At 51.8% G+C, this 26,093-nt stretch carries 19 protein-coding genes; 10 read left to right on the forward strand and 9 right to left on the reverse strand.

The features are described from left to right. Nucleotides 1–164 precede the first annotated feature (164 nt). A complete protein-coding gene (gene acuR, locus J0A65_RS02245; protein WP_206592478.1) occupies nucleotides 165–797 on the forward strand; it encodes an acrylate utilization transcriptional regulator AcuR in 633 nt (210 codons plus the stop codon). Between the two features lie 45 nt (nucleotides 798–842). After that, nucleotides 843–1,823 carry an acrylyl-CoA reductase (NADPH) gene (gene acuI / locus J0A65_RS02250; protein WP_206592479.1) on the forward strand — a complete coding sequence of 327 codons (981 nt, stop codon included), beginning with the start codon at nucleotides 843–845 and terminating at the stop codon, nucleotides 1,821–1,823. Nucleotides 1,824–2,016: 193 nt separating this feature from the next. On the opposite strand, the gene J0A65_RS02255 is transcribed toward acuI, so the two are convergent. The 7 genes from J0A65_RS02255 to J0A65_RS02285 all read right to left on the reverse strand — a co-directional run bounded on the left by J0A65_RS02255 (nucleotide 2,017) and on the right by J0A65_RS02285 (nucleotide 9,690). Then, nucleotides 2,017–3,795 carry an IlvD/Edd family dehydratase gene (locus J0A65_RS02255; protein ID WP_206592480.1) on the reverse strand — a complete coding sequence of 593 codons (1,779 nt, stop codon included), beginning with the start codon at nucleotides 3,793–3,795 and terminating at the stop codon, nucleotides 2,017–2,019. Next, on the reverse strand, nucleotides 3,792–4,427 hold the full coding sequence (locus J0A65_RS02260; RefSeq protein ID WP_206592481.1) for a 2-dehydro-3-deoxy-6-phosphogalactonate aldolase: 636 nt from the start codon (nucleotides 4,425–4,427) through the stop codon (nucleotides 3,792–3,794). Before J0A65_RS02260 ends, J0A65_RS02255 begins: the two co-directional genes overlap by 4 nt. 22 nt (nucleotides 4,428–4,449) lie before the next feature. Beyond that, nucleotides 4,450–5,358: a 2-dehydro-3-deoxygalactonokinase gene (locus J0A65_RS02265; protein WP_206592482.1), complete on the reverse strand. Its 909-nt coding sequence runs from the start codon at nucleotides 5,356–5,358 to the stop codon at nucleotides 4,450–4,452. After that, entirely contained in the window at nucleotides 5,355–6,116 is a 762-nt protein-coding gene (locus J0A65_RS02270) for an SDR family NAD(P)-dependent oxidoreductase (RefSeq protein ID WP_206592483.1), read from the reverse strand. The genes J0A65_RS02265 and J0A65_RS02270 overlap by 4 nt, the downstream gene beginning before the upstream one ends. 284 nt (nucleotides 6,117–6,400) lie before the next feature. Further along, entirely contained in the window at nucleotides 6,401–7,108 is a 708-nt protein-coding gene (locus J0A65_RS02275) for a FadR/GntR family transcriptional regulator (protein ID WP_206592484.1), read from the reverse strand. A gap of 105 nt (nucleotides 7,109–7,213) precedes the next feature. Next, entirely contained in the window at nucleotides 7,214–8,125 is a 912-nt protein-coding gene (locus J0A65_RS02280) for an SMP-30/gluconolactonase/LRE family protein (protein WP_206592485.1), read from the reverse strand. Nucleotides 8,126–8,127: 2 nt separating this feature from the next. After that, complete coding sequence (locus tag J0A65_RS02285; protein WP_206592486.1) at nucleotides 8,128–9,690, reverse strand: sodium/sugar symporter; 1,563 nt, start codon at nucleotides 9,688–9,690, stop codon at nucleotides 8,128–8,130. A 241-nt stretch (nucleotides 9,691–9,931) separates the two neighbouring features. Between J0A65_RS02285 and lacZ the strand changes: the two genes are divergently transcribed. The 7 genes from lacZ to J0A65_RS02320 all read left to right on the forward strand — a co-directional run bounded on the left by lacZ (nucleotide 9,932) and on the right by J0A65_RS02320 (nucleotide 21,628). Beyond that, nucleotides 9,932–13,099, forward strand: a complete 3,168-nt coding sequence (gene lacZ / locus J0A65_RS02290; protein WP_232849677.1) for a beta-galactosidase, LacZ type — start codon at nucleotides 9,932–9,934, stop codon at nucleotides 13,097–13,099. 51 nt (nucleotides 13,100–13,150) lie between these two features. Next, complete coding sequence (locus J0A65_RS02295) at nucleotides 13,151–15,472, forward strand: aminotransferase class III-fold pyridoxal phosphate-dependent enzyme (protein ID WP_206592487.1); 2,322 nt, start codon at nucleotides 13,151–13,153, stop codon at nucleotides 15,470–15,472. A gap of 29 nt (nucleotides 15,473–15,501) precedes the next feature. Continuing rightward, nucleotides 15,502–17,034: an L-piperidine-6-carboxylate dehydrogenase gene (gene amaB, locus J0A65_RS02300; RefSeq protein WP_206592488.1), complete on the forward strand. Its 1,533-nt coding sequence runs from the start codon at nucleotides 15,502–15,504 to the stop codon at nucleotides 17,032–17,034. 678 nt (nucleotides 17,035–17,712) lie between these two features. Next, nucleotides 17,713–18,147: a hypothetical protein gene (locus J0A65_RS02305; RefSeq protein ID WP_206592489.1), complete on the forward strand. Its 435-nt coding sequence runs from the start codon at nucleotides 17,713–17,715 to the stop codon at nucleotides 18,145–18,147. 99 nt (nucleotides 18,148–18,246) lie between these two features. Then, nucleotides 18,247–18,783, forward strand: coding sequence for a YcxB family protein (locus tag J0A65_RS02310; protein ID WP_206592490.1), 537 nt, complete (start codon nucleotides 18,247–18,249; stop codon nucleotides 18,781–18,783). Nucleotides 18,784–19,030: 247 nt separating this feature from the next. Next, the gene (locus tag J0A65_RS02315; RefSeq protein WP_206592491.1) at nucleotides 19,031–20,323 is read left to right on the forward strand and encodes an FG-GAP repeat protein; all 1,293 of its coding nucleotides are present in this window, start codon (nucleotides 19,031–19,033) and stop codon (nucleotides 20,321–20,323) included. Nucleotides 20,324–20,551: 228 nt separating this feature from the next. Continuing rightward, nucleotides 20,552–21,628 (forward strand): alpha/beta hydrolase, encoded by a 1,077-nt coding sequence (locus J0A65_RS02320; RefSeq protein ID WP_206592492.1) that lies wholly within the window; start codon nucleotides 20,552–20,554, stop codon nucleotides 21,626–21,628. A gap of 266 nt (nucleotides 21,629–21,894) precedes the next feature. Here the strand turns inward: J0A65_RS02320 and J0A65_RS02325 are convergent, their stop codons facing one another. Beyond that, nucleotides 21,895–23,184: an NAD(P)/FAD-dependent oxidoreductase gene (locus J0A65_RS02325; protein WP_206592493.1), complete on the reverse strand. Its 1,290-nt coding sequence runs from the start codon at nucleotides 23,182–23,184 to the stop codon at nucleotides 21,895–21,897. A gap of 364 nt (nucleotides 23,185–23,548) precedes the next feature. On the opposite strand from J0A65_RS02325, the gene J0A65_RS02330 reads away from it, so the two are divergent. Next, nucleotides 23,549–25,333 (forward strand): alkaline phosphatase D family protein, encoded by a 1,785-nt coding sequence (locus J0A65_RS02330; RefSeq protein ID WP_206592494.1) that lies wholly within the window; start codon nucleotides 23,549–23,551, stop codon nucleotides 25,331–25,333. A 166-nt stretch (nucleotides 25,334–25,499) separates the two neighbouring features. Here the strand turns inward: J0A65_RS02330 and J0A65_RS02335 are convergent, their stop codons facing one another. Then, nucleotides 25,500–25,913 carry a Dabb family protein gene (locus J0A65_RS02335; RefSeq protein WP_206592495.1) on the reverse strand — a complete coding sequence of 138 codons (414 nt, stop codon included), beginning with the start codon at nucleotides 25,911–25,913 and terminating at the stop codon, nucleotides 25,500–25,502. Nucleotides 25,914–26,093: the final 180 nt, after the last annotated feature.

Genomic DNA, 26,093 nt, shown 5'->3' on the forward strand with positions numbered 1-26,093 from the left:
GTGTAGCCTTTAATGTGGATCTGACCCCTTTTATCTGCTGCACATCATCCCAATCCTTCGGTTTTCTGACCTTAGTTGCTTAATCTGCTTTGAGCGTAGCCCCCTTGATCAGTGCCGGTTTTTTGCAGTTTGCTTTATATAGACGATCGGTCTATTATCGCGACATGACGATATCTACTATTAAACCTCGAAGAGGGAGACCGCCAAAAGCGGCTGCTAAAAGCCACGATGCCAGAGCAGAGCTGATTAGAAGCGGTCTTGAGCATTTAACCGAGATAGGTTTTACCGCCTCAGGCTTAGATAAGATTCTGAAGAAAGTCGGTGTACCTAAGGGCTCCTTTTATTTTTACTTCTCCAGTAAAGAAGCCTTTGGCCATGCGGTACTGAATAGTTACGCCAACTACTTCGCGAAAAAGTTAGACAGCTGCTTACTGGATACCGCGTATTCACCGCTGCAGCGTATTTGCAACTTTGTCGAGGATGCCAAACAAGGCATAGCCAAGCATCAGTTCAAAAGGGGCTGCTTGGTTGGCAACTTAGGGCAGGAAGTGGATGTTTTGCCGGAAAGTTTTCGGCCAGTGTTAGTGGCTATCTTCGAAAGCTGGCAAGCGCGTATTGCAAACTGTCTGCATGAAGCGCAATTGGTTGGCGAGTTATCCGCTGATGCTGACTGCGCTGGCATCGCAGAGTTTTTCTGGGTTGGATGGGAAGGCGCGGTAAGCCGTTCGCGGCTTGAGAGAAGTACGCGTCCGTTAGATAGATACTTAGAACTTTTTACTCAGGGTTTACCTAAGTAAATTTTTTTAACTAAAAGTAGACGGTCGGTCTATTTTGGAGGCGATATGTTCAAAGGTTTGTTAATCGAAAAAGATGAGCAGAGTTATAAAGCAACTCTCAAGGATTTAGATGACAGTGTGTTAATGGACGGTGATACGGTGGTAAGTGTGTCCTGTAGCACACTTAATTATAAAGATGCACTGGCCATTACCGGTAAATCACCGGTTGTCAGGAAGTTCCCCATGATACCCGGCATTGATTTGGCCGGAACCGTAATAAGCTGCAGTTCAGATAAGTTTAAAGCCGGTGATCAGGTACTACTCAATGGCTTTGGTGTGGGCGAAGTGCACTGCGGTGGGTTAGCGCAAAAAGCAAAATTACACAGCGATTGGCTCATTCCACTCCCCAAATCGATGTCCGCAAAGCAAGCCATGGCCATTGGTACCGCGGGCTATACCGCCATGTTGTGTGTCATCGCGTTAGAAAAGCATGGCGTCGTGCCAGACTCAGGAGAAATACTAGTAACTGGCGCCAATGGCGGGGTAGGTAGTTTCGCTATCGCTATACTCGCTAAGCTGGGTTATACCGTTGTGGCTGCGACCGGCAGAGTTGAAGAAGCCGAGTATTTGAAGTCACTTGGTGCCAGCGAGATTATTGACCGGCATTTATTGTCTGAACCGGGACGCCCTTTAGCCAAAGAACGTTGGGCCGCTGTTATTGACTCTGTAGGCAGCCATACACTGGTGAATGCCTGTGCCAGCACTAAGTACGGGGGCATCGTTGCTGCTTGTGGCTTGGCGCAAGGTATGGATCTGCCGGGTACTGTCGCGCCTTTTATATTGCGCGGTATAACCTTAGCAGGAATAGATAGTGTTATGCGTCCGCTAAACGATCGAGTAGAAGCCTGGGAGCGGCTGTCTAAGATAGTAGACCCCAAAACGTTAGCTGATGTGGCAACTGAGATCCCCTTGTCTCAGGTTTGTGAAACCGCACAACGTTTAATCGAAGGCAAAGTACGAGGGCGCATTATCGTTAACGTGAGTTAGTTTAGCGATTCGCTGTCACGAAAGGCGTCTGATGTAAATGGAAAGCATAGGGTTCTATGCTTTCCGATCGGTCAGAGCGCTGCTAACAGAGCAGCATTTAAGGCTTGATATAAATTGGACTGGCACATCAGAGATGATATGCCATATCGTTAGAGAGGCGCAGCCACAAGGGCGAGCCTCCTTGCGTCCTCAACTAATGCGAGTGCCTTGGCAACTTATCCCGCAGCTTGCTGTATTTGAGCATATCCACAAATACCGCGCCTTCGTCGAGATTCGAGACTTTGGCACGGTAGATTTCCTGCCACCAGGTTTGATTGGCCGGGTACTGGCTTTGCAGGTCGAGTGCAGCGCGACGCTCGGCCAGTTCTTCGTTGCTGATTTGCACATTGACCCGGCCCTGGTTTAAGTCTACCTGTACCAGATCGCCGGTTCTCAGCAGTGCCAGACCACCGCCATCGGCCGCTTCCGGTGAGGCATTTAAAATAGACGGCGAGCCGGAGGTACCGCTTTGGCGACCATCGCCCATGGTGGGCAGTGAGCTGATACCGCGGGCCAGCAAGGCCTTGGGCGGCTGCATATTGACCACCTCTGCCGAGCCAGGATAGCCCTTGGGCCCGGTATAGCGCATTACCAGAATACAGTTTTCATCGATATCCAGTTCTGGATTATCAATCTGGCTGTGATATTCCTCCGGGCCGTTAAATACGATGGCACGGGCGGTAAAACAATTAGGGTTAGCCGGGTTCGACAGATAGCGCTGACGGAAGTCCGGGTCGATGGCCGAGACTTTCATAATGGCGGAGTCAAACAGGTTACCAGATAGCACCATCAGGCCCGCCTGGGCCTTTAAGGGGCGCTCAACTTCATAGATTACGTCGCTGTTATACAGTGGCGCGCCATGGCAGTTCTCGCCAATGCTCTTACCGGTAACCGTCAGGGCCTGGGCGTTCAATAGCCCGGCTTGCAGCAATTGGCCGATCACCGCGGGCAAACCGCCGGCGTTATGGAAGTCTTCGCTTAAGTATTTACCCACTGGCTGGCAGTTGACCAACTGGGGAATATGCTGGCCCACAGACTGCCAGTCCTGAATTTTCACATCCACACCGGCATGGGCAGCAATGGCGTTGATATGAATGGGGGCATTGGTGGACCCGCCCAGCGCCGAGCACACCCGGATGGCGTTTTCAAAGGCCTCGCGAGTGAGGATTTTCTCTGGTGTCAGGTCTTCCCAGACCATATCCACAATGCGCTTGCCGGTGTGGTAGGCCATTTGCGCCCGTTCGCGATAGGGCGCCGGAATAGAAGCACAGCCAGGCAGCATCATACCCAGAGCTTCGGCCAGGCAGTTCATGGTCAGCGCCGTGCCCATGGTATTGCAGTGGCCGGTGGAAGGGGCCGAACTGGCCACTTCGGCAATAAATTCGTTGTAGTCGATATCACCTTTGGCCAGGCGTTTTCTGGCATCCCAGATAATAGTTCCGGAGCCGACACACTGGCCTTTGTAGCGACCGTTGAGCATAGGCCCAACCGAATAAGCGATGGCAGGGATATTAACGCTGGCCGCACCCATCAGCAGGGCCGGGGTGGTTTTATCACAGCCGGTGGTGAGTACCACCGCATCAATAGGGTAGCCATGCAGAACTTCAATCAGCGACAGGCATTGCAGATTGCGATCCAGCGCCGCAGTGGGGCGACGGCCGGTTTCCTGGATGGGATGTACAGGGAATTCAATAGGAATACCGCCTGCATCGCGGATACCGGCTTTTAAACGCTCCGCCAGCTCAATATGAGCGCGGTTGCAGGGCACTAAATCTGAGCCAGTCTGGGCAATACCAATAATAGGTTTACCGCCTTGCAGTTCTTCAATGGTCAGGCCGTAGTTCAGATACTTTTCCAGGTACAGGGCGGTCATATCCGGGTTGGAATCGTCGTTAAACCACGCTCGGCTACGCAGTGAAATGTCCTTTTTCATGCCTGATTCTCCTGGGGCTGACTAAGGGAAATAAAACGGTTTATCAAGGTTTCGGCATTGTGCTTAAAGGCCTCAACGCTGATGCCGGGCTGATAGAGCGAGCCGCCCAAACCAAAGCCCCGGCAGCCTGCGGCCATATAATCGGCCATATTGCTGCTGGTAACGCCGCCAACCGCACAAACCAAAGTACCGGCTGGCAGGATAGTGCGAATAGCTTTAATCACCGCGGGTGGCGTGAGTTCGGCCGGGAAAAACTTCAGCGCGTCGGCGCCGGCGTCCAACGCAATTAATGCTTCAGTGGGCGTGATGCAGCCTGGCATGCAGTACATGCCCGCCTGTTTGGCGGCGCGAATTACGTCGGCATTGGTATTGGGGGCCACCATCAGCTTGCCACCTACTGCAGTAATCTGCTTAACCTGTTCCACGCTAGTCACTGTACCTGCACCAATCAGCACATCCTGGCCAAACTCTTTGGCCAGTAACTCGATGGACGCCAACGGTGTGGGCGAATTCATCGGAACTTCGATCATCTGATAACCGGCATCCACCAGAATACGCCCCAGACTCAGGCACTCGTGCGGTTGAACTCCTCGTAGGATGGCAACCAGCGGCAGGTAAGAAGACTCAGACATGTGCTACCTCTGAAACATAGGATTACTGGCCTGTGGCCAGGCGGTGCAGGCCGGCTAATACCGCCTGCTCGCCGGAAACGGTCCGGCAGGGTAATTGGTAAAACCCAAGTGCTTGCTGATAACGGTGGGTGAGTACCTCAGAGCCAACCAGCAACAGCGGGTTATCTGTGTTTATCAGACCTGGCTCGGCAAGCGCCTGTCGGGCGCCCTGGATCTCGGCGCCGATAACCAGCCCAGACAAATAGCTGCCTGCCTGCTCGGGGCGCATTTGGCCGGTAACTACCGCCGCTCTTGGGCTGAACAGCAAATGGGATAATCCGCGTACATCCGCGGCTTGCTCCAAACCAAGTAAAAAGGCCGGCTCATCAAAAATATGGGTATTGCATACTCCGGCCAGCGAACTGTGTTTAGTCAGCAAAGCAAACAGCTCGCCGGTAAAAAAGGTGGAAAACGCGTCGATATCGCCGCTTTCGGCTTTGGCCCACTTACTGTGGGTGCCGGGCAGGCACAACAGCGCGTCGCTCATATCCGTTAGTTGCAAGGCGCCGATAATCTGGGTTTCTTCACCGCGCATCACATCCATCAGGCCGCTGTGTCCGGCGTATTGCAGGCCGGGTACCAGTTGCACATTTGGGTGCAATTCAGTGTCAAGCTTGACCAACGCACGGGCGATATCTTGCGCACCAGCCGGGCAGGACAGATAAGGTACTTCCTGCCAGCCGTTACGACTGCCCACCATACCCGCCATTAATACCTGCTTGGATTGGGCCAGCCAGGGGCCGCAGTGGTTTTGCAGATAGGCTGCAAAGCCCTGGCCCTGAAAACCTAAAATGCCCTGATCTGTGCTGAGGGTAGCCAGTACTTCGCCCTGCGCATCCAGATGCCAGGCGCGAAAGCTGCTCGAGCCCCAATCAACCGCAAGCATGTTCATACTCGCCCGCCGTCGACCACCAGGGCCTGACCGGTAAGCATGCGGGAGGCCTGGGAAGCAAGAAACAGCGCCGCTTCGGCAATATCCTGCTCTTCAATACAGGCCTTTAAGGCTTGCTGGTCCAGGCACTGTGCCACTGCATCGGGGGTGGCCCATAGCTGCTTTTGGCGCTCTGTCATTACCCAGCCGGGGATCAGGCTATTTACTCTGATGCCATTTGGCCCCAGTTCACGGGCTAAGGCCTTACTCAGTCCTAAAATAGCGGATTTGGCCGCTACATAGGCAGGGTAGCCGGTCAGACCCAAAAGAGCTGAATTGGAGCCAATATTGATAATACTGCCGCGACCCTGACTAGCCATAAGCGCGGCCACGGCCTGGGCGGCAAACAGATGCGGGCGCAGGTTGATATTCAAACTGTCGTCCCACTGCTCGGGTGTCAGGCTGGCCAAGCTATGGCGGTTATCCGAGGCGGCGTTATTAATCAGCACGTCCACCCCGTCCATCTCGGCGCAGGCATTTTCTATACAGCGTTGCAGTGCGGCTATGTCGCGAATGTCGCAAGACTGAAAATAGGCCTGACGTGAATAGTCGGCCTGTAATTGGGTGTTCAACGCCGCTGCGGCTTCTACTTGTATATCTACAAAGGCCACCTGCGCGCCTTGTGCGACAAAGGCCCTCACCAATGCGGCACCTATACCTGAGCCGCCACCGGTGATAAACACCCGGGCATCGGCGAGATCGTTATATTGTCCGAACATCAGACCCTCCTGGCACATCCTATGATGGCACTCTTGATATATTATTTATAATATAATTATACATTGGTCAAATCAAACCAAATTCTCTTCAGTATAAGAAAAATCCAATGCCTGATTTCACTCAGGCTAGTATTTTGTTTTTAAAAGAGAAAGTGAACGCAAGACAATCAGTCAAAGTGACAAAAAAGTGTCGCGGGAGAAGGTGGTAGACCACTAAGAAACTTGGAACAGAGGAGCCAAGGTACAACCGATTGATTGTACCTTAGCCTATAGGGGCTCGGTTATTAGCCTTTAATGCGATCTTCGATAAGTTGCAGGGCCTCGGCTTCCATCACATGGGAGGTTTGATGGGCAAGCTGAGCGTCACCGGCGGCGATGGCATCATAGATTTTACGATGATCCAAGTAGCTGGCGCTGTCCACACCCTTAAACTGGTTGGTAAAGCGGATACTGACCTTCAATGCCGTTTCTATAAAGCTGCGCAGCTGCATAAAGAACGGGTTCTTGCTGGCGCGCAGAATGGCTGAGTGAAAATCAATGTCGGCGATCAGCGGGTCCTCAATACCTTCTTCGGCGGCTTTAATTCTGCGCAGGGCATCGGCAATGGCATCCAGATCGGCCTGTTCGGCATTACGGGCTGCCAGGGCTGCGGCTTCAGGCTCAATGGCCAGACGCAATTGTAAAAAGTCGCGCAGGGTTTGCAGGCTGGGGGTGCTGGATAAGATCCAGTCCAGCACATCCGGGTCAAACAGGTTCCAATGCTCACGGCTTTGTACCGTAATACCCTTACGCGGACGGGAAACCAGCAAGCCTTTGGCAGCCAGCATCTTAACCGCTTCGCGGGTAGCAGTGCGGCTAATCTGATAGCGATTGCAGATTTCCGCTTCGGAAGGCAAGCCTTCGCCCACTGCAAATTGCTCGCGCACTATGGCTTTACCCAATTCATGCACCAATTGGTGAGTAAGATTGTTGTGACTGGCGGGTTGAAGCATGGTGGCCACCGTATTTTTATACTATTTGTATGTTAAAGGGTTCTGGTTATGGATACCAGATATCTGTTTGGTTTTCCTACAGTTGTTTACTCAACAAAACGGGAATTACGGCCCGTCAGTTGTTGTGGTCACAAAAGTAGGCTCGGTTAACGCCCTGGCATTTACCTGGTAGATAAACAGATCGCCTGCATAAGGCTGAGCCTGACGCTCGGCGTCAGTCAGCTCATCCCAGGCGCTGGTCACAAACAATAAATCGCCTTGCTTGCCGCCGAGCGCCACACAGGTCGGTTGGCTGACCGGCACTGGCAATTTGCCCAGCAACTGGCCATCAGCTGAATAGCAACATACCCGGCTTGCGCCCCACTGGGCATTCCAAATCCGCCCTTGGCTGTCGGTGCAGGAACCATCCGGGCTGGCACCGCTTTCTGTCTGAACAAAAAGCTTACCGCTACTTGGCATGTCTGCAAAATCGTAACGGCAAATCTGCCCAAGGGGGGAGTCGGCGTGGTACATAACCCTGGCATCCGGGCTCCAGCATAAACCGTTGGAGATACGGATACCGTCAAAGGCTTGCGTTAACTTCCTTTGTGAGTCAAAACGATACAAACTGGCACTGGCCCCCGATGGGTTAATGGCCGGGTTTTCCACCATAGTGCCAATCCAGAAGTTGCCGTCCGGGCCCACTTTGCCGTCGTTAAAGCGGTTGCCTGGCAGATGACTTTCCCCTTCGTGCAGTATCTCCGCTTCACCAGACTCAGGCCAGTAAAGGGCAATAGCGTGCACGAAAGCCACAATTAAGCAGCCTGGCTTATCGGTAAAGCCAAAGGCGCTGATGGCAAAAGGTGGCGCAAACTGCGCCAGTCTCTGTTCTGTCAGGTCGTAGCGGTACAGCGTTTTACCTTTAATGTCGGTCCAGTAAACCGAATCTGAGGCCTGATGATACAGCACCCCCTCGCCAAGCCGGTTTTGTACCGGCAGGCGGGTAATAAGTTCGGCCTGAATGGCTGAATGCTGCATGCTTACCACCAGGTGATGTACAAGGCTGCCAGAATGGCAGTGACGGCCAGGGTGGCCACGTTATAGGAGCCTGACGTAGCAAATTGCACACCGTCCAGCAGATTCTGGCCACGGGCCTGGGCATTGCGATCCAGCTTGGAGACCAGCATGGCCAGCACTAAACAGCTGATAAATACCACACCAACCCGATCAATAAAGGGTAGCTCCGGAGCCATAAATTTCAGCGCAAGTGACAGGGCAAATGATCCCAACGCCGCAGCCATGGCGCCTTTGGAGGTAGTAGGTTTCCAGAACATACCCAGTAGGAACAACACCACAATACCCGGGGTAAAGAAGCCGGTGAACTCCTGGATATACTGGAAGGCTTGATCAAGCTGACCCAGCAGCGGCTTGGCACAAATCACCGCCAGCAGCATGGCCGCGACGCTGACGATACGACCGATACGCAGGTAGTGTTTATCACCCAGGTTGGGGCGATAGTGGGTATAAATATCCATGGTAAAGATGGTTGAGATACTGTTTGCCATGGAGCCAAGTGAAGACACTATCGCCGCCACTAATGCGGCAAATACAAAGCCTTTAATGCCTTCAGGCATCATGCCCAGCAGCATGGGGTAGGCTTTATCCGCAGGTTCCAGACCGGGCTGCAGCACAAAAGCCACAATACCCGGCAGCACCACGATAATGGGCATCAGCAGTTTCAAAAACGCTGCAAACACAATGCCTTTTTGCGCTTCTTTGAGATCTTTGGCCGCCAGAGTGCGCTGGATAATGTATTGGTTAAAGCCCCAGTAAGACAGGTTCATAATCCACATGCCGCCGATCAGCACTGACAAACCGGGCAAGCTCATATAGTGCTCGTGTTCGGGGGCCAGGATCATATCGAACTTCTCAGGTGCTCTGTCCAGCAGGGTGGTAAAACCGTTAATAATGCCGCCGTCACCCAACATGCCAAGGGTGATATAGGTGAGCAGCAATCCACCGGCAACCAGCACCACCACCTGAATAATATCGGTGTAGGCTACGGCTTTGAGGCCGCCATACAGGGAGTAGGTGAGGGATAGCAGCGCCAGGAACACCAGGCCTACTGTCATATCCACCCCTGTGATGGTATTAATCGCCAGCGCCCCTAACCACAGAATGGAGGTGAGGTTGACGAATACATACACGCCCAGCCAGAAAATCGCCAGGGTCAGGCGTACGTCATGGCCGAAACGCTGTTCCAGAAACTGCGGCATGGTATAAATGCGGTGTTTGAGGAAAATCGGCAGAAAGTATTTGCCAACAATAATCAGGGTAATCGCCGCCATCCATTCATAAGAGGCAATCGCCAGGCCAATGGCGTAGCCCGAACCCGACATTCCGATAATCTGCTCGGCAGAAATGTTGGCTGCGATCAAGGATGCGCCAATGGCCCACCAGGGCAAGCTGTTACCAGCCAGGAAGTAATCCTGGGTGTTTTTTTCATGGCCGGCTTTTTCCCGTGAGACCCAAAAGGCCACGGCAACCAGCATCACCACATAAGCGGCGAACAGGGATATATCGAGTGAGGACAATGACGACATGCTTAACTTACCCGGTTAACTAAAAGATAACATTCAATGTATTATTTATAGTATTTATTTACAACCAATTTTACCTTCCGCGTGTCGAATATTGCATGCCAGCCCTTATTCCTACAGGAAGTTCGGGTATCTTATCTGACAAGGTCGACGGCGTTAGCCATGTTAATAAACTTGAGCCCCTCTTGTCAGCGGGTTAAATATTTGTATTATAAATAACACGAATTTGTCGTCAGAGGTTGTTATGAAGAAAGTTTCCAGCCTGTTGCTGGCCGGTATCCTGTGTGTACCGGCCATGGCCACACCCCGCGCCCCTTGGGAAGATCACCAGGTTTTCGGCATCAATAAACAAGACCCGCGTGCCAGCGGTTTTGCCTATTCCAGCGTGGCGGCGGCCATGGTTGATGATTATCAGCAAAGCGCTAATTACCTATCTTTAAACGGCCTGTGGCAGTTTAACTGGCAACGCAGCCCCAAAGATGCCCCGCAAGGTTTTGAAAAACCGGGTTTTGATGACAGCCAGTGGCAGCAGATCCGGGTGCCGGGTAACTGGGAAGTGGAAGGTTTCGGCTATCCCATTTACCTGGACGAGCGCTATCCCTTTGACGCCACATGGCCCGATGTACCTAAAGACTACAACCCTATAGGTTCGTATCGCAACAGCTTCGAACTGCCGCAAGACTGGCAGGGCAAGCAGGTCTTTATACATGTGGGCGGTGCCCGTTCGTCGCTGGAGATCTGGCTGAACGGTCAGTACATCGGCTTTAGCCAGGGCGCCAAAACCCCGGCCGAGTTTGACTTAACTCCGTACTTAAAGCCGGGTAAAAACCTGATTGCCATGCAAATCCGTCGCTGGACCGATGCCAGCTATCTGGAAAGCCAGGATATGCTGCGGGTTTCCGGGATTGAGCGTGACGTGTATTTATACGCTACACCCAAGCAGCATTTATATGACTTCCATGTCAGGCCAACCCTGAATAAGGCCCTGGATGAAGGCAAGCTGGCTCTTGAAGTGGACCTGCGTAACTACGCCGACCCTGCGGCGGTGTCAGTTGCATACCAACTGCTGGACCCTAGCCGCGAGATGCAGCTGGTCGCAAGTGGCGAGCAGTCAGTAACGCTCGGCAAAACCGCCTCAGTGCAGTTTGCCGCCTCAGTTAAAAAGCCCAGACTGTGGAGCGCCGAAACGCCGAATCTGTACACTCTGGTGATGACCATGAAAGATGCGGATGGCCAGGTGCTGCAAAGCGTACGTGACGATATCGGGTTTCGTAACATTGCCATTGAGGGCGGCCAGTTAAAGGTTAACGGCAAAGCCATTTATATTCGTGGTGTTAACCGTCACGAAACCGATCCACGCCGCGGCCATGTGGTCACCCGCGAGTCGATGGAGCGGGATATCAAGCTGATGAAGCAGCACAATATTAATGCGGTGCGCTCCAGCCATTATCCTAATGATCCCTATTGGTACGATCTCACCGACAAATACGGCATGTACGTAATTGACGAGGCCAATATTGAGTCACACCCGCTGGCCATTAATAAAGACACCCAGATTGGCGACGAGCTAAGTTGGCTGCCTGCCCACCTTGAGCGCACCAAGCGGATGTTCGAGCGGGATAAGAACCACCCATCCATTATTGTCTGGTCACTGGGGAACGAAGCCGGTGAGGGCAGGGTATTTGAAGCTACCTATAAGTGGCTGAAAGAGCACGACGGTAGCCGCCCGGTGCAATATGAACCGGCTGGTACCGAGCATTACACCGATATTTTTGCCCCTATGTATCCAAGCATTGAGCGTTTGGAAGAATACGCCAAAACGCACAAAGATCGCCCCGGCATTATGATTGAGTACGCCCACGCTATGGGTAACTCGGTAGGTAATCTGCAGGATTACTGGGATGTAATTGAAAAGTACGATGTGCTGCAGGGCGGTTATATCTGGGACTGGGTAGACCAGGCGCTGGAATACACCAATGACAAAGGCCAGAAAATCTGGGCCTACGGCAAAGACTTCCACCCCGAGCTGCCCACCGACGGCAACTTCTTAAATAACGGCCTGGTCAATCCGGACCGTGAGCCACATCCGCATCTGCTGGAGGTAAAGAAGGTCTACGAGCCGGTGAAATTCAAGGCGCTGGATATCAGCAAGGGCCTGTTTGAAGTGCGCAATAAGTTTATCTTTGCGTCGCTGCAAGGCTATGACCTGGCCTGGCAGATTGAAGCCGATGGCGAGCTGATTGCCAAGGGCCGTGAGCCCATGCCGCAGGTGGCTGCTGGCGGCACCGCCAAGGTTAAGTTGGCCTTGCCTGTACTGCCCAAATCGGCCAGCCAGGAATATATCCTGACCTTATCGGCCCGTTTGAACCGCCCCATGGGCCTGCTGGATGATAATCACGAAGTGGCCTTTGAGCAGTTTGCTTTGCCGGTAAAAACTATTTACCTGCCACAACCTGTGGTGAAAGCGCAGCCTCTGATCATAGACAAAGGCAGCGATCTGCTAAAAGTGGGTAACGAGCAAGTGCAACTGGCCTTTGATGCCACAACCGGTTGGTTGAGCCAGTATCAGGTGCAGGGCAAGGCGCTGTTAAAGGCACCGCTGAAAGTGAATTTCTGGCGTCCACCCACGGATAATGATCTGGGTAACGATATGCCTCGTTGGGCGGCTATCTGGCAACACGCCGAAGACAGACTCAAGCTGCAAAGCTTGACCAGTAAGGCCGAGAAAACCGAAGTACTGGTGAGTGCGCTTTATCACAGCCCGGATTTCAAAGGCAGTTATCAGGTGCAATACCGTATTAGTGCCGATGGTCGGGTGGCGGTAAACAGCAAGCTGGATCTGGCTGATGGGCAGGAGTTGCCTAAGCTGCCCAAGTTCGGTATGCAACTGCAAAGCCCGGGTGAATACGGTTTTGTTAGCTGGCTTGGTCGTGGCCCCCACGAGAGCTACGCCGACCGTTTCCGCTCGGCGCGGGTAGGCTTGTATCAGGCCCAGGTGCGCGACCAAATTCATCATTATGTGCGTCCGCAAGAAAATGCTAATAAGCAGGACTTACGCTGGATTGCCCTGACCAACGAGCAAGGTGCAGGTTTACTGGCGGTAGGCGAACAGTTGATGTCGGGTAGCGCCTGGCCTTATCTGCAGTCGGATATCGACTTCTATGCCGGTGACAGCGAAGCCTCGGCCTCGGGCCTGGTACCTGTGACCAGCAAGCACGGCCTGGAAGTACCGATGCGCGATCTGGTTACCTTAAACCTGGATCACAAACAGATGGGTGTGGGTGGTGACACCTCCTGGGGCCGTCCGGTGCATGACAAATACAGTGTCCCTGCACAGGATTACCAGTATGGCTTTACCTTGATCCCACTGAGCGCAGGCGATAACCCGGCGAGGCTCGCCAGAACCAAATAAACCGGCGAGCCTGTGGGCTCGCCTCTTTCGATTTCGTTGATAGGAAAGACTATGACGGCGCGACTTTTGGATGCGGATATTGCTCAGTATGTGGCTGCGCATTATCAGCTAGAGGGTGAGCTGACCCGGCTACCCGGTTACTGCGACCTTAACCTGCGCCTGCAAACCCAGGCCGGTCAGCACTTTATTATCAAAGTGGCGGGAGAGGGCGAAGCGCCCGTGTATCTGGACCTGCAAAATCAGGCCATGATTCATCTGGCTAAGGGCGGTTTGCCTGTACCGCAGGTACTCACTGACGCACAGGGCCGCACCCTGGGTGAAATAGCCGACAGCGCCGGTGAGCGTTTTCCGATTCGGGTGCTGACCTATCTGCCCGGCCAGTTTTATGCTGACTTGCCTAAAGGTCAGGGCTTTCCCGCCCTTTGGCAGCACCTTGGCGAATTTATGGGACGTTTAGATAAAAGCTTCGGTGAGTTTCGCCACCCCGGCCTGAACCGTTACCTGGACTGGGATCTGGCCTTTGGCCTGGAGGTCTGCCGCGACAAGCTGGCGGCGCTGGAAGGTGACAGGCGCAAGCTGGTGGAAGGCTTTTTGCTGCAATACCAAACTCAGGTTAAGCCGTTTTTATCCAAACTGCCGGCTGGCCCCATTCATAACGATGCCAACGACTACAACCTGTTGGTGGATGACCTGGCTAACCCCAGCCAGATCAGCGGGTTGATTGATTTTGGTGATATGTGCTTTAGCCAGATGGTCAATGAGCTGGCCATTACTTGTACTTACGCCATGCTGGATCAGAGCGATCCTGTAGCGGTGATCGGCACTATCGCCAAGGGGTATCACAGCCAGCGTGCCCTGAGTGAAGATGAGCTTAAGGCGCTGCCTTATCTGATCTGTCTGCGTTTGTGTGTGAGCGTCTGTAACTCTGCCCATGCGATTCGCCAGACTCCGGACAATGACTACCTGCTAATTTCGGCCCGCCCGGTGTGGCAGGCGCTGGAGCAGTTTAAGCATCTGGATTTGGCCGTTATTGGTTTGAACCTGGTTGCCGAGCTGCTGGGTATTGCCCAAGGTGGACGCAGCAAAGCGTCACTGCTGGCCAGCCGCCAAAGCCACTTCAGCCGTACTCTGAGCCTGAGTTACCAGGAGCCGCTCAAGATAGTACGTGGCCGCGGTGCTTACTTGTTTGATGAGCAGGGCCGCGACTATCTGGATATGGTGAATAACGTCTGCCATGTGGGCCATTGCCACCCGAAAGTTGTCGCCGCTGCGCAGCAGCAAATGGCCCTGCTGAATACCAACACCCGTTATTTGCATGACAACCTGGTCAGCTATGGCGAAAAACTGCTGGGGTATTTCCCCGATAAGTTGTCTGTGTGTTTTTTGGTTAACTCTGGCAGCGAGGCCAATGAGCTGGCCTTTCGTATGGCCCGCTGTGCCAGCCAAAGCCGCGAACTGTTGGTGGTGGACGGCGCTTACCATGGCAATACCAATGCCTGTATTGATGCCAGTCCTTATAAATTCGATGGCCCTGGTGGTGAAGGCGCGCCTGCCCATGTACATAAAGTGATGCTGCCTGATCCTTACCGCGGACCCTATGCCGGTTACGGCCTGGAGACCGGCCATCAGTATGCTGCTGACATTCAGCGGGTGCTGGCGCAGCTTAAGGCCCAGAACAAGACGCCCGGTGCTTATATTTGTGAGTCGGTACAAGGTGTGGCCGGGCAAATTGTGATGCCACAAGGCTATCTGGCTTCGGTGTATGAACAGGTGCGCGCTGCCGGTGGCATCTGTATTGCTGACGAAGTACAGATTGGTTTTGGCCGGGTTGGCGAGGCCATGTGGGGTTTTGAAACTCAACAAGTGGTGCCGGATATCGTCACCCTGGGTAAACCTATAGGCAATGGCCATCCTATGGCGGCCGTGATCACCAGCCGCGAGGTGGCTGATGCCTTTGTCACCGGCATGGAATACTTCAATACCTTTGGTGGCAACCCGGTGTCCTGCGCCATCGGCCAGGCGGTGTTGGAGGTGATTGAAGAGCAGCAACTGCAAGTCCATGCCAAACGCACCGGCGATTATATGCAAGCCAAGCTTAACGACATGGCCAATGAGTTTGAGCTTATCGGTGATGTACGTGGCCTTGGCCTGTTTATCGGCGTGGAGCTGGTCACCGACCGTGACAGTAAAGCCCCCGCCACGGCGCAAACCAAAACCCTGATCGAACACTTTAAGGCCCAGCGCATATTGCTCTCTACCGAGGGGCCGTTTAACAACATTCTGAAAATCAAGCCGCCCATGGTATTTGGGCTACCTGAAGCAGACCGCTTCCTCGACACCCTACGCAGCGGTCTTAAGGGCTTGGGTCAATAACCCTGCCCACGACAAAAAGAGGATTAATGATGGAATTTCTGAAACAACTTAACCTTGGCGCCAGCAACGCAGGTGCCAGCACCGGCCAACAATGGTTAGCTGATGACAGCGCTGAGCAACTGGCCATTCACTCGCCGGTTAACGGTGAGCTGATTGCCAAGGTTAGCCTCTGCACACAGGCCCAATACCAGCAGGTTATCGAACAGGCACAGCAGGCTTTTGTGGCCTGGCGTCAGGTCACCGCACCGCAGCGCGGTGAAATTGTCCGTCAGATTGGTCAGGCCCTGCGTGACTACAAACAGCCGCTTGGCGAACTGGTGTCCTATGAAATGGGCAAATCCTTGCAGGAAGGCCTGGGCGAAGTGCAGGAGATGATCGATATCTGTGATTTCGCTGTGGGCCTGTCTCGCCAGCTGTGTGGCTCTACCATGCACTCCGAGCGCCCGCTGCACCGTATGTATGAGCAGTATCATCCGCTGGGGATTGTCGGCGTGGTGTCGGCCTTTAACTTCCCGGTTGCGGTATGGGCGTGGAATGCCATGATTGCAGCGGTATGCGGCAATGTCACAGTGTGGAAGCCCTCAGAAAAGACCCCGCTGACCGCTATTGCCTGCCAGCATATCCTCAAAGACATTCTGGTTCGCAATAACCTGCCAGAAGGCGTGTTCTCGCTGGTGGTGGGTAGGGGCGCCGAGATTGGCGAGCTGATGCTGGATGACAAACGTATTCCACTGATGTCGGTAACCGGCTCTACCCGTGTAGGTCGCCATGCCGGTCAGAAAGTGGCAGCGCGTTTTGGTAAAACCATTCTGGAGCTGGGCGGCAATAACGCCATTATTATCACCCCTAATGCTGACTTGAAAGTGGCGATCCCCGGTGTGGCCTTTGGTGCCGTGGGTACCGCCGGTCAGCGCTGCACAACTACCCGGCGCGTGATTGTGCATGAGTCGGTGTATGACAAGGTTAAAGACGCCCTGGTGGGCGCCTATGGCAAGCTGCGTATCGGTAACCCGCTGGATCAGAATAATCATGTAGGGCCGCTAATCGACCAGGCCTCAGTGCAGGCCTTTAGTGCGGCGCTGGATAAAGTGCAGGCCGAAGGTGGCAAACTGCTGTGTGGCGGCGAGGTATTAAGTGGTGAAGGTTATGCATCTGGCTGTTATGTGAAACCAGCCATTGTTGAGGCGGAAAATCACTACCAGATGGTGCAGGAAGAAACCTTTGCGCCCATTTTGTACCTGATTAAATACAGCGGTGATGTGCAGCAGGCTATAGATCTGCAAAACGATGTGGCTCAGGGCCTGTCCTCTGCCATCTTTACCCAGAATCTGCTGGAAGCCGAACAATTCCTGGCTCACTGGGGCTCGGATTGCGGTATTGCCAACGTAAATATAGGTACTTCTGGTGCCGAGATTGGTGGTGCTTTTGGTGGTGAGAAGGAAACCGGCGGTGGCCGCGAGTGCGGCTCTGATGCCTGGAAAGCCTATATGCGCCGCCAGACCAATACCATTAACTACTCCACTGCGCTGCCACTGGCACAGGGGATTAAGTTCGATTTGTAATAAGTTGAATGGTTAAGTTGGAAGCCGGGTGTTGCCTGGCTTTTTGTTTTATTGGTCAAGAATAGGGTTCAGTGACAGGGTTTGATCCTAAGAGTGTTTTAAGGCGTCCATGTCTTATATGATGATGCGCCAGTCCCCTTTTCTTTGCTGCGCGACAAAGAAACGAGACGCAAAGAAAGCGTGCCCCTGAACGCCACACTAAACCCAAGCAGATCTTGCTAAATAACGGTCGCCTCTACTCACTCCATGTTCGTATCGGCTCGATTATCTCCCTGATAATCGTCAGTTATTTACATAACGTCCTGCTTGGGTGTGGCGTTTGAAAGGGGAATAAGGCGGCTTGATTAATCAAGTGCTACTCTGCGTCAATTGTAGATGTTTTATTTGGATAGGATCTCCATTTCTCTGTTCGCCAGTGCGGCAAGCATACGGCTGCGCCGGGAAGCCGTATTCGCTACATAAGGCGGCAAAGCCGCCTCAAAAGCCTGTTTATTGTCCTCGGGTGGCGAGTAGCAAAGTGTTGCTTCACTCAGATACGTTGAAGACAAAATGCTGGCGAGTTTCTTCAAGCTATTGTTAGTATGAGAAAAATGAGTGGAAACTGTGACATCTCCGCGCTTTACTATCTGCGGTATAAAGCGAACTCACGGTAATACACAGCTATATTGCAGGAGTAACATGGAAAGTCAGCTTGTGCTTTCATCTATTTGGGAGGACGACTCCCTTTTTGAAGTCAGGATAAGTGGAAGCAATAGTGTGTTTGCAGGCCGAGCTGATTGCTACACAAACAGAGAAGAAATTGAGCAACTAGGAAAAATCCTTGAAAAATTTCCTACCTCAGTAAAAGATGAGTTTGAATTCAAATCTAGGTCTAGGCCTGATCTTTCATATTTTTCTATTTCTGGCTTATGTACAGATCGTTCTGGGCATACTTTGCTTCTCATTACGATTGCGCATATTGAGTCTTTTACAAATAGCAGAAATGAAAGTTATAAAGTCAACTTCGACCTAAAAGTTGAGCCTCAAGCAATTAATTTGTTTGGCAAGCAACTCCAACGCATAGCTGTTGAGCCGCTTGCAGAATCAGAGGCAGTTTTAAAGAGCGCAATATAACAAAGAGCAGAACACGCCGTCTCCGGTCTCTGATACAGTGACGTAGTGTCGCCCGCTGTATTACTTTTCGTTATCTAAACTCTAAATGTTAAGGAAAATATGAAAATTACAACGAATATTTCCAGGATGGATTTGATTAAATTCAATCTTAGATTCCTACCTTTTGCTCCTATTACATACAAATATTTTGGAATCGTCGCACTGTTTATATTTTCTTATGTGCTTTGGAGTAAAGGAGTTCCAACTTCGTTTGAAAGGTGGAAGATTTTGATAGTTGGCTCTCTAATTGGTGGATTTTTCGCAACCGTTTTCTATTTTGGATGGTGTGTCGTCTCCATCTTGTTCCTCTCAAAGGAGTCTAATGGAGTATTGGGAGAACATGAATATGAGATTACAGAGGATGGATTGTTTGAGAGAACCATTGCAAATGAGACATTAAACAGATGGGGCGCGCTGGGAAAAGTATCTATTGCTGGAAAAAATTTACTTTTACAAGTGTCAGGATATCTCTATCACCTATTTCCAAGACGTAGTTTTGAATCTGATGAAGCATTTTATGAATTTAAAAATTTGCTTATAGAGAATATCAACAACGCAAAGAATACGCACATTAAAACTGGCGCCGAAGATCATTGAGATCGTAGTTGCCAGTAGTAGCAACAATGTTACTTTTAAGCGAGATATAGGTATCTATCTTTTTTCTTCGTGTTCTCTGTGTGCCTTGTGGTGAGATCTTGGAAGTTTAAAGTCCTGCAGATGGCACCTCTACACGCCACTACTTTATCTATGAAGTAACAAGATATTTCCATTCTTAATAGTCAGTTGAACTGTTCTTTAGGATACCTTTACACTCCGAAAATCCTATAAAAATCAGGTGGATTGGGTGAAATTAATCAATAGCCTCAAACTTCATTTTTGTGCAGTGTTCACTCTAGTGGCAGGCGATAGTCTGGCAACGCAACACATTATCTTGGCGAGTGATGGTAAGGCCGAGGATTACTTTGGCTACAGCGCCGATATCGATGGCGCTACGCTAATTGTTGGCGCCCATAAAGCAGATATCAATGGCGTCAAAGATGCCGGGGTTGCTTATGTTTATGTTCTAGGTGACCGGGGCTGGTACCAACAAGCCAAGCTTGTTGCAGAACCTATCTTCGCTGACGATACCATTGGCGGCAAAGTGGCAGTGAAAAACGATGTGGCCATGCTCGGTGTGATGGGAAGGGATGACAAAGGCAAAGACGCGGGCGCGGTAATTTCTTTTGAACGCGCAGCCAATACCTGGACACAGAAGCAGATTTTTACCGCACCTGATGCAATGCCTGGGGATGCGTTTGGCCAGAGTGTTGCACTTACTGATAACTACCTTGTTATTGGTGCGCCGAATAGTGATGCCTTGGGCATCGACTCCGGGGCGGCTTATATTTACCAGCGGGAAGGCGGCAAATGGCGCTATAAAACCAAAATCACCGCCAGTGATGGCGCAGCAGGGGATTTGTTTGGCATCAGTGTGGCCATAGACGGCAATACCATTCTGGTGGGCGCGGACTTACATGATGAAAAAGCCGAAAACGCCGGGGCCGTGTACGTTTATGTGGTGCAAAATAATCAGTGGCAACAACAAGCTAAGCTTGTGGCTTCTGATGGTGGTAAAACCGATATTTTTGGCGTCAGGGTCGCGATTTCAGGCGATACCGCATTAATTTCGGCCAGGCGGGATGACATTGATGAGTTGGGGGTAGATGCCGGCTCCGCCTATCTTTTTGTGCGAGAGGGGGATGCCTGGACGCAAGAGGTTAAATTGATCTCCCCAGACGGCGCGGCAGATGACAGATTTGGCCGCGGTGTGGCGTTAAGTGGCGATACCGCCATTATCAGTGCCATGAATCATGACGCTAATGGCACCGATACGGGCGCATTGTACGTATATAAAACAGGCCCACATGGTTGGCGTTATAACAGCAAAGTTGTTGCTGAGAATGCTAAGCCTGGCGACCAATTCGGCTGGAATGTTGCGCTATCAAAGGGCGTTGCCGTAATTGCCACCCCTCATCATGATGCTAATGGCCAGCAGTCTGGCGCTATATACGTGCAAGACTTAAATAGTGATAGTGCATCCAGCATTCAAAACCCTGTTGTAAGTAGATTGGAACAATCAGATAAAACTGCGCAGTAAGGAACCGAATAGAAATGGGACGAGATTTCATTTGTCACGGGATAAATGAGTAGATTAATAGCCGGGCATTGCCCGGCTTTTTTATCCTAAATGGCAAGCGGCGAAGGGGAAGGCGCGGCTAAACCCGCTTGTGGCTATGAAACATTCCCCGCTGTTGCGGCAATGCAAATAGTGACTACTTTTAGTTAAGCCATATTTCGTGGCAGGGAGCTAAAAACGGAGAGCACTATGTTTATCGTAACTAACCGCGAAGTAAACGAAGCAAAGCATGATGCAGCAGGTGCCTTTGGCGATAAGCCGATGGCCGGTGCCAATTCACTGCGTTTGGCAGAGGCTAGCCGCAAAGGTAAAAAATGGCATATCGATATCTTACCCGATACGCTCACGCCGGAACTGGCGAGCAAAGTGAATTTAGACGCCGAACAAAAACATTTCGCCAGTGCCTACGTGGCTCGCAAATTATTGAGTCTTTGCAGTGGTGGCGGTGATGCCAGTAAGGGCAAAAATTTGTTGCTCTATGTGCATGGTTTTAACAACGATATGAACGATATCCTTGAACGGGCCGAGCAACTGGAAAAGAACTACGGAGTGGAAGTGTTGTGTTTTAGCTGGCCAGCCAATGGCGGAGGGCTGCAAGGGGTACTGAGCTATAAGAGTGATAAGCGCGATGCCTTGGTATCACTTGGCGCTCTGGATCGGGTATTTGAAAAAATGTCTGATTTTTTAGCTGAATTTAATCAGCAATATGTAGCGGAGCTGGAGGCAAAAGCTGAGGCAAAATTTGGCGGCAACAGTGAAGCCTGGGACCGTTATTTTGCCAAAGAAGTCAATAAGAAATGCCCTTTCACTGTTAACTTAATGCTGCATAGCATGGGTAACTACCTATTCAAGCACTTGCTTGGAAGCTCAACCTATACCGCCAATCGCCTGCTATTTGATAATGTGGTGATGGTCGCCGCCGATGCTAATAATCAGGGGCATGCCCAGTGGGTTGATAAAATTCAGTTCCGTAATCGCCTCTACATTACCATTAATGAGAATGACATGGCGTTACGCGCGTCGCGGCTGAAAATGGGCGAGCAGCAACATGCGCGTTTGGGGCATTATTTACGCCGACTGGATGCCCAAAATGCCATTTATGTGGATGTTACCCATATGGCCCATATTGGCGACTCTCATGCCTATTTTGAAGGCGACGCGCTTGAGAATGCGAAAGTACGTACCTTCTTCAATAAAGTGTTAAATGGCGAAAGCGGCGAACGTACTGCCAAATTCGATGTGGCAAGGAACGTCTATCGATTATAGCTCGCAGGTTGTGCCGTACATTGAATATCGAGAGTGCTGATTTATGGGAAAAACACTTCGTTATCGACACGCAAATGACTTGCGCCATTACCCGTGAAAAACGCGAAGCACACAAAAAAGATGTCTTTCTTCGTGTTACCTGTGTGCTTCGTGTTGAATTATTGGCGCTGAATTCTTCTATTTTCTCGCAACTCGCAACTCGCAACTCGCAACTCGCAACTCGCAACTCGCAACTCGCAACACCAAACCTTGCTGCGGTATCAGCGCTAATGCAATTTAAGCTTAGGCCGTACTGCGCGGTTAATTTTCTCCACCAAAATCATCAGCATGCCCTTAAGCCAGCCGTGAATAGCTACCTGGTGCATACGATACAAACTGATATACACAAAGCGGGCGATGCGGCCTTCAATAAACAGGCTGTTGCCGGTCAGGTTACCCATCAGGTTGCCCACTGTGCTGTAACGACTTAAGTTCACCAGCGAGCCATGGTCTTTGTAGTGGTAGGCCTTCATGGCTTTACCGGCACGGCGGCGCAGGATATTGGCGGCGATAAGTGAGGCCATCTGGTGCGCCGATTGTGCCCGTGGTGGTACCCAACTGCCGTCTTCTTGCTGGCAACCGCAGCAATCCCCCAGCACAAATACATCGTCTACCCCTTTGGCTTGCAGCTCAGGGGTGACCAGAATCTGCTGCATTCTGTTTAATTCGAAAATACCTAACTGCTTGATAAAGTCGGGTGCTTTAACCCCGGCCGCCCATACCATTAAATCGGCGCGAATGGTTTTATCTTCGGCGGTAAAAAAGCCGTTTTCTACCGCAGAAGCAACCTTGGTGTTTTCCAACACTTCTACCCCAAGCTTGACCAGCTCGGTACGTACCGCATTGGAAATGCGTTTAGGCAGGGCGGGCAATATACTCGGCCCGGCTTCAATTAAACTGATACGCAAACGATGGGCGTTAATCTGTGGCAGACCATAGCGCTGGGCCAGTGCCGCCACATGATACAGCTCGGCAGACAGTTCCACGCCGGTGGCACCACCACCCACTATGGCGATATTCAGATATTCCCTGGCATCGGCCTGATTCACCCGCACAAAAGCATTAATCAATGAGCGGTGAAACTTATCCGCTTGCTTGGGAGAGTCGAGAAAATAGCAATGGTCGGCCACACCCGGTGTGCCAAAGTCGTTGGACACACTGCCAATGGCCATAATCAGAGTGTCATAAGCCAGATCGCGCTCAGGCACTACCAAACGGCCTTCTTCATCGAACATGGCGGCCAGACGTACACTTTTGCGCTGGGCATTTAGCCCAACCATTTCTCCGTGCTGAAACTGGTAATAATGCTTTGCCCCATGGGCACTATAAGCCACGCCGTCGGTGCTGGTGTCCAACGAGCCGCTGGCCACTTCATGCAGTAACGGCTTCCAGATATGGCTGGTGTTTTTATCCACCAGAATAATCTGCGCCTGCTTTTTCTTACCCAGTTTATGCCCAAGCTGGGTTGCCAGTTCTAAGCCACCGGCACCTCCTCCGACAATAAGGATGGTTTCCATAAATGCACTCCAAAGTTAGTGATCTGTTTATCTTTGCCATCGGAGGGGTAATCAGGGGGAGCTTGATGCTGAGCTGATATTGGGTAATTGATGGGCTGTTGGCCAAAGGCAAAGATAAACCGTCTCGCGGGTGGCGAGAACCTAATGTGTCCGGTGAGTGGACGGGCAGGGGGAGGTGTGTCGTGCATAGCCATATAATAGGGGCGAGCAGGAGGAAAACCCATGGCTTAACTGTCCATAATGAAAAAAATATGTAACTAAAATCCACACTTGCCAGAAACATGCTGTTCACCACGCGAGTTTTCAAAAGACTGTCATAAAGCTTGGTTACCCTGCGCGCAGATGTTTGATTGGGATTCGCATAATGAAGTTAACCCGCAGAAGTTTCCTGAAAGCCTCGGCAGCCGGATTTGGCGCAGCAGTGTTGTCTTACGGGCTGACAGGCTGTGGCAGCAGTTCAGACAGTAGCAGCACCAAGGTGGATGTTTCTTTTGACTATGGTGTAGCCAGTGGCGATCCCTTACACGATGCGGTGGTAATTTGGACCCGTGTCACCCCCAAGCTGGCTGCCGCCAACTCGGTGCAAGTGCGCTGGGAAGTCGCGCTAGACAATACCTTTAAGGAAATGGTGCACGACGGTATGGTGCAGGTGGGTAGCGACACCGATTTTACCTTGAAGGTTGACTTACAGAACCTGGAAGCTGGTACTCGCTATTACTATCGCTTCGCCTCCAACGAGCGTTTATCGCCGGTGGGCACTACCCGCACTTTGCCTGAGGGTGAGCTGGATCAGGTAAAGCTGGCGGTGATGTCCTGCTCTAATTACCCGGCCGGTTACTTCCATGCCTATGCCGAGGTGGCTAAGCGTGACGATCTGGATGCAGTACTGCACCTTGGTGATTACATTTATGAATACGGCGCTGGCGGCTATGCCAGTGACGATGCCCAGGCGCTGGGCCGCGGTTTTCCGGCCGACAACAATAGCGAACTATTAACCCTAAGCGATTATCGTAAACGCTATGCGCTGTATCGCACCGACAAAGACCTGCAGGCACTGCACCAAGCCGCACCCTTTATTACGGTGTGGGATGACCATGAGGTAAGCAACGATACCTGGCGGGATGGTGCGCAGAATCACAATGAGGGGGAAGGGCACTTTGATGATCGCAAACTGGCGGCGTTAAAAGCCTATTTTGAATGGATGCCGATTCGCGGCCAAGACAGCAGCCAGCCAATTTATCGTAAATTCGAGTTTGGCGACTTGGTCAGCCTGTATATGCTAGATACCCGAGTGCTGGCCCGCGACAAACAGCTTAACTACGCTGATTTTGATTTAACCAGCCAGGCCGGACAGGGGGCGTTTATGGCGGCGCTGACCGATGCTAATCGCAGCCTTTTGGGGGGCCAGCAGCTTAACTGGCTAACCGACAATATGGCGTTATCTGCCGCCACCTGGCAGGTCTTGGGCCAGCAAGTGCTGATGACCAAAATGTGGCTACCGGCCGAAATTATGCTGATCTTAGGTAGTGTGGAAGCCACCTTGGCCGCCGGTGGCGATGTGTCGGCGATATTGGCAGAGGCTAATGTGTTGTTTGCTGAACTGGCGCAAATCAAAGGCCGGGTAATGGCCGGCGACCCCAGTGTAACCGCGGCTGAGCGAGCCAGAGTGGAAACCACAGTCCCTTATAATCTCGATGCCTGGGATGGTTATGCCTATGAGCGTGAGGCCTTGTTGGGTGCCGCCCGCGCTATGCAAAAGAATCTGGTGGTGCTGGCTGGTGACACTCATAACGGCTGGGCTGGTAACTTAGTCACAGCCGCCAATAATCCGCTGGCGGCCAATAGCCATGCCGGGGTGGAATTTGCAACCTCGTCGGTCTCTTCACCAGGTATGGAGGAGTACCTTAGCCTGGACACCAGCAACCCGCAGGCCATAGCGCAGACCGAACAGGTAATAGGACTGCTGATAGACCATCTGCACTATACCAACCTGACCGATCGCGGCTTTTTAACCCTGACCTTCAGCCGCAACTATGTGGATGCCCAGTGGCACTATGTCAGTAGCGTCAAACAGCGCGACTATCAGATGTTGGAAAACCGCCGCCATACTATGCGGGTATGGGTCGGGGCTAACCGTTTGGATGCTTAGCCTCTCATTGGCGGGTAATCATCACAAGTGGAAGCTGTTCATTGCTTCCGCTATTCTTGGATTTTGATATTTTCCACTAAGAACACAGAGAACATGAAGAGGAATACTTTTTGTATTTCTCTCAGTGCTTCGCCATTCGTGATTGATCTTGAGCTCCCCAAGCCAACTAAACAGCCACGGAATCGTAAACCACCACTTTGCGCCATAAATGGGAATACTGTTCAACAAAGGCCTGATGTAGGGGATGAACCTGATAGGCATTCTGACCAGCAGCGTCGTCAAACAGCATGGTCTCCGAAACCTGATAGCTGTTATCCACCACATCACGTTTTTCTGTGGAGGCTGGCAGGCCGATTTGCAGGCCACGAACGCTGTCTATTTGTCGTAGGCTGTTTAGTCCTTCAATCAACTTATCGCGATCTTCTGCCGAGTCCGGGTTGTGCAGCCAGAAATACACCTGATGTATTAGCTTGGGCAGCGACGGGCAGGCTGTCTGTGCTGTGGCAGTAGTTGGCAGCATTGACGCGGCCCCTAACAGAGCGGTTGACGCGATAAATTGGCGACGGGAAGCATCTTGCATAGCGAGGTCCTGAAATTCTGATTGGTTAAAACGCTACCAGATACTGTTGGTGTTAGGTACTTTCAGGGCATTACGATTTTTGTTTTTTAACACGAAAATGTATGGACTCTTTCTTTGTAAAAGCTTGCTTATTCCGTGTATCCCTCTTGGGGGAGAGAGTCCATACATCTTCGCGGTTAT

The organism is Bowmanella yangjiangensis (genome assembly GCF_017255015.1).
Lineage (GTDB): Bacteria > Pseudomonadota > Gammaproteobacteria > Enterobacterales > Alteromonadaceae > Bowmanella > Bowmanella yangjiangensis.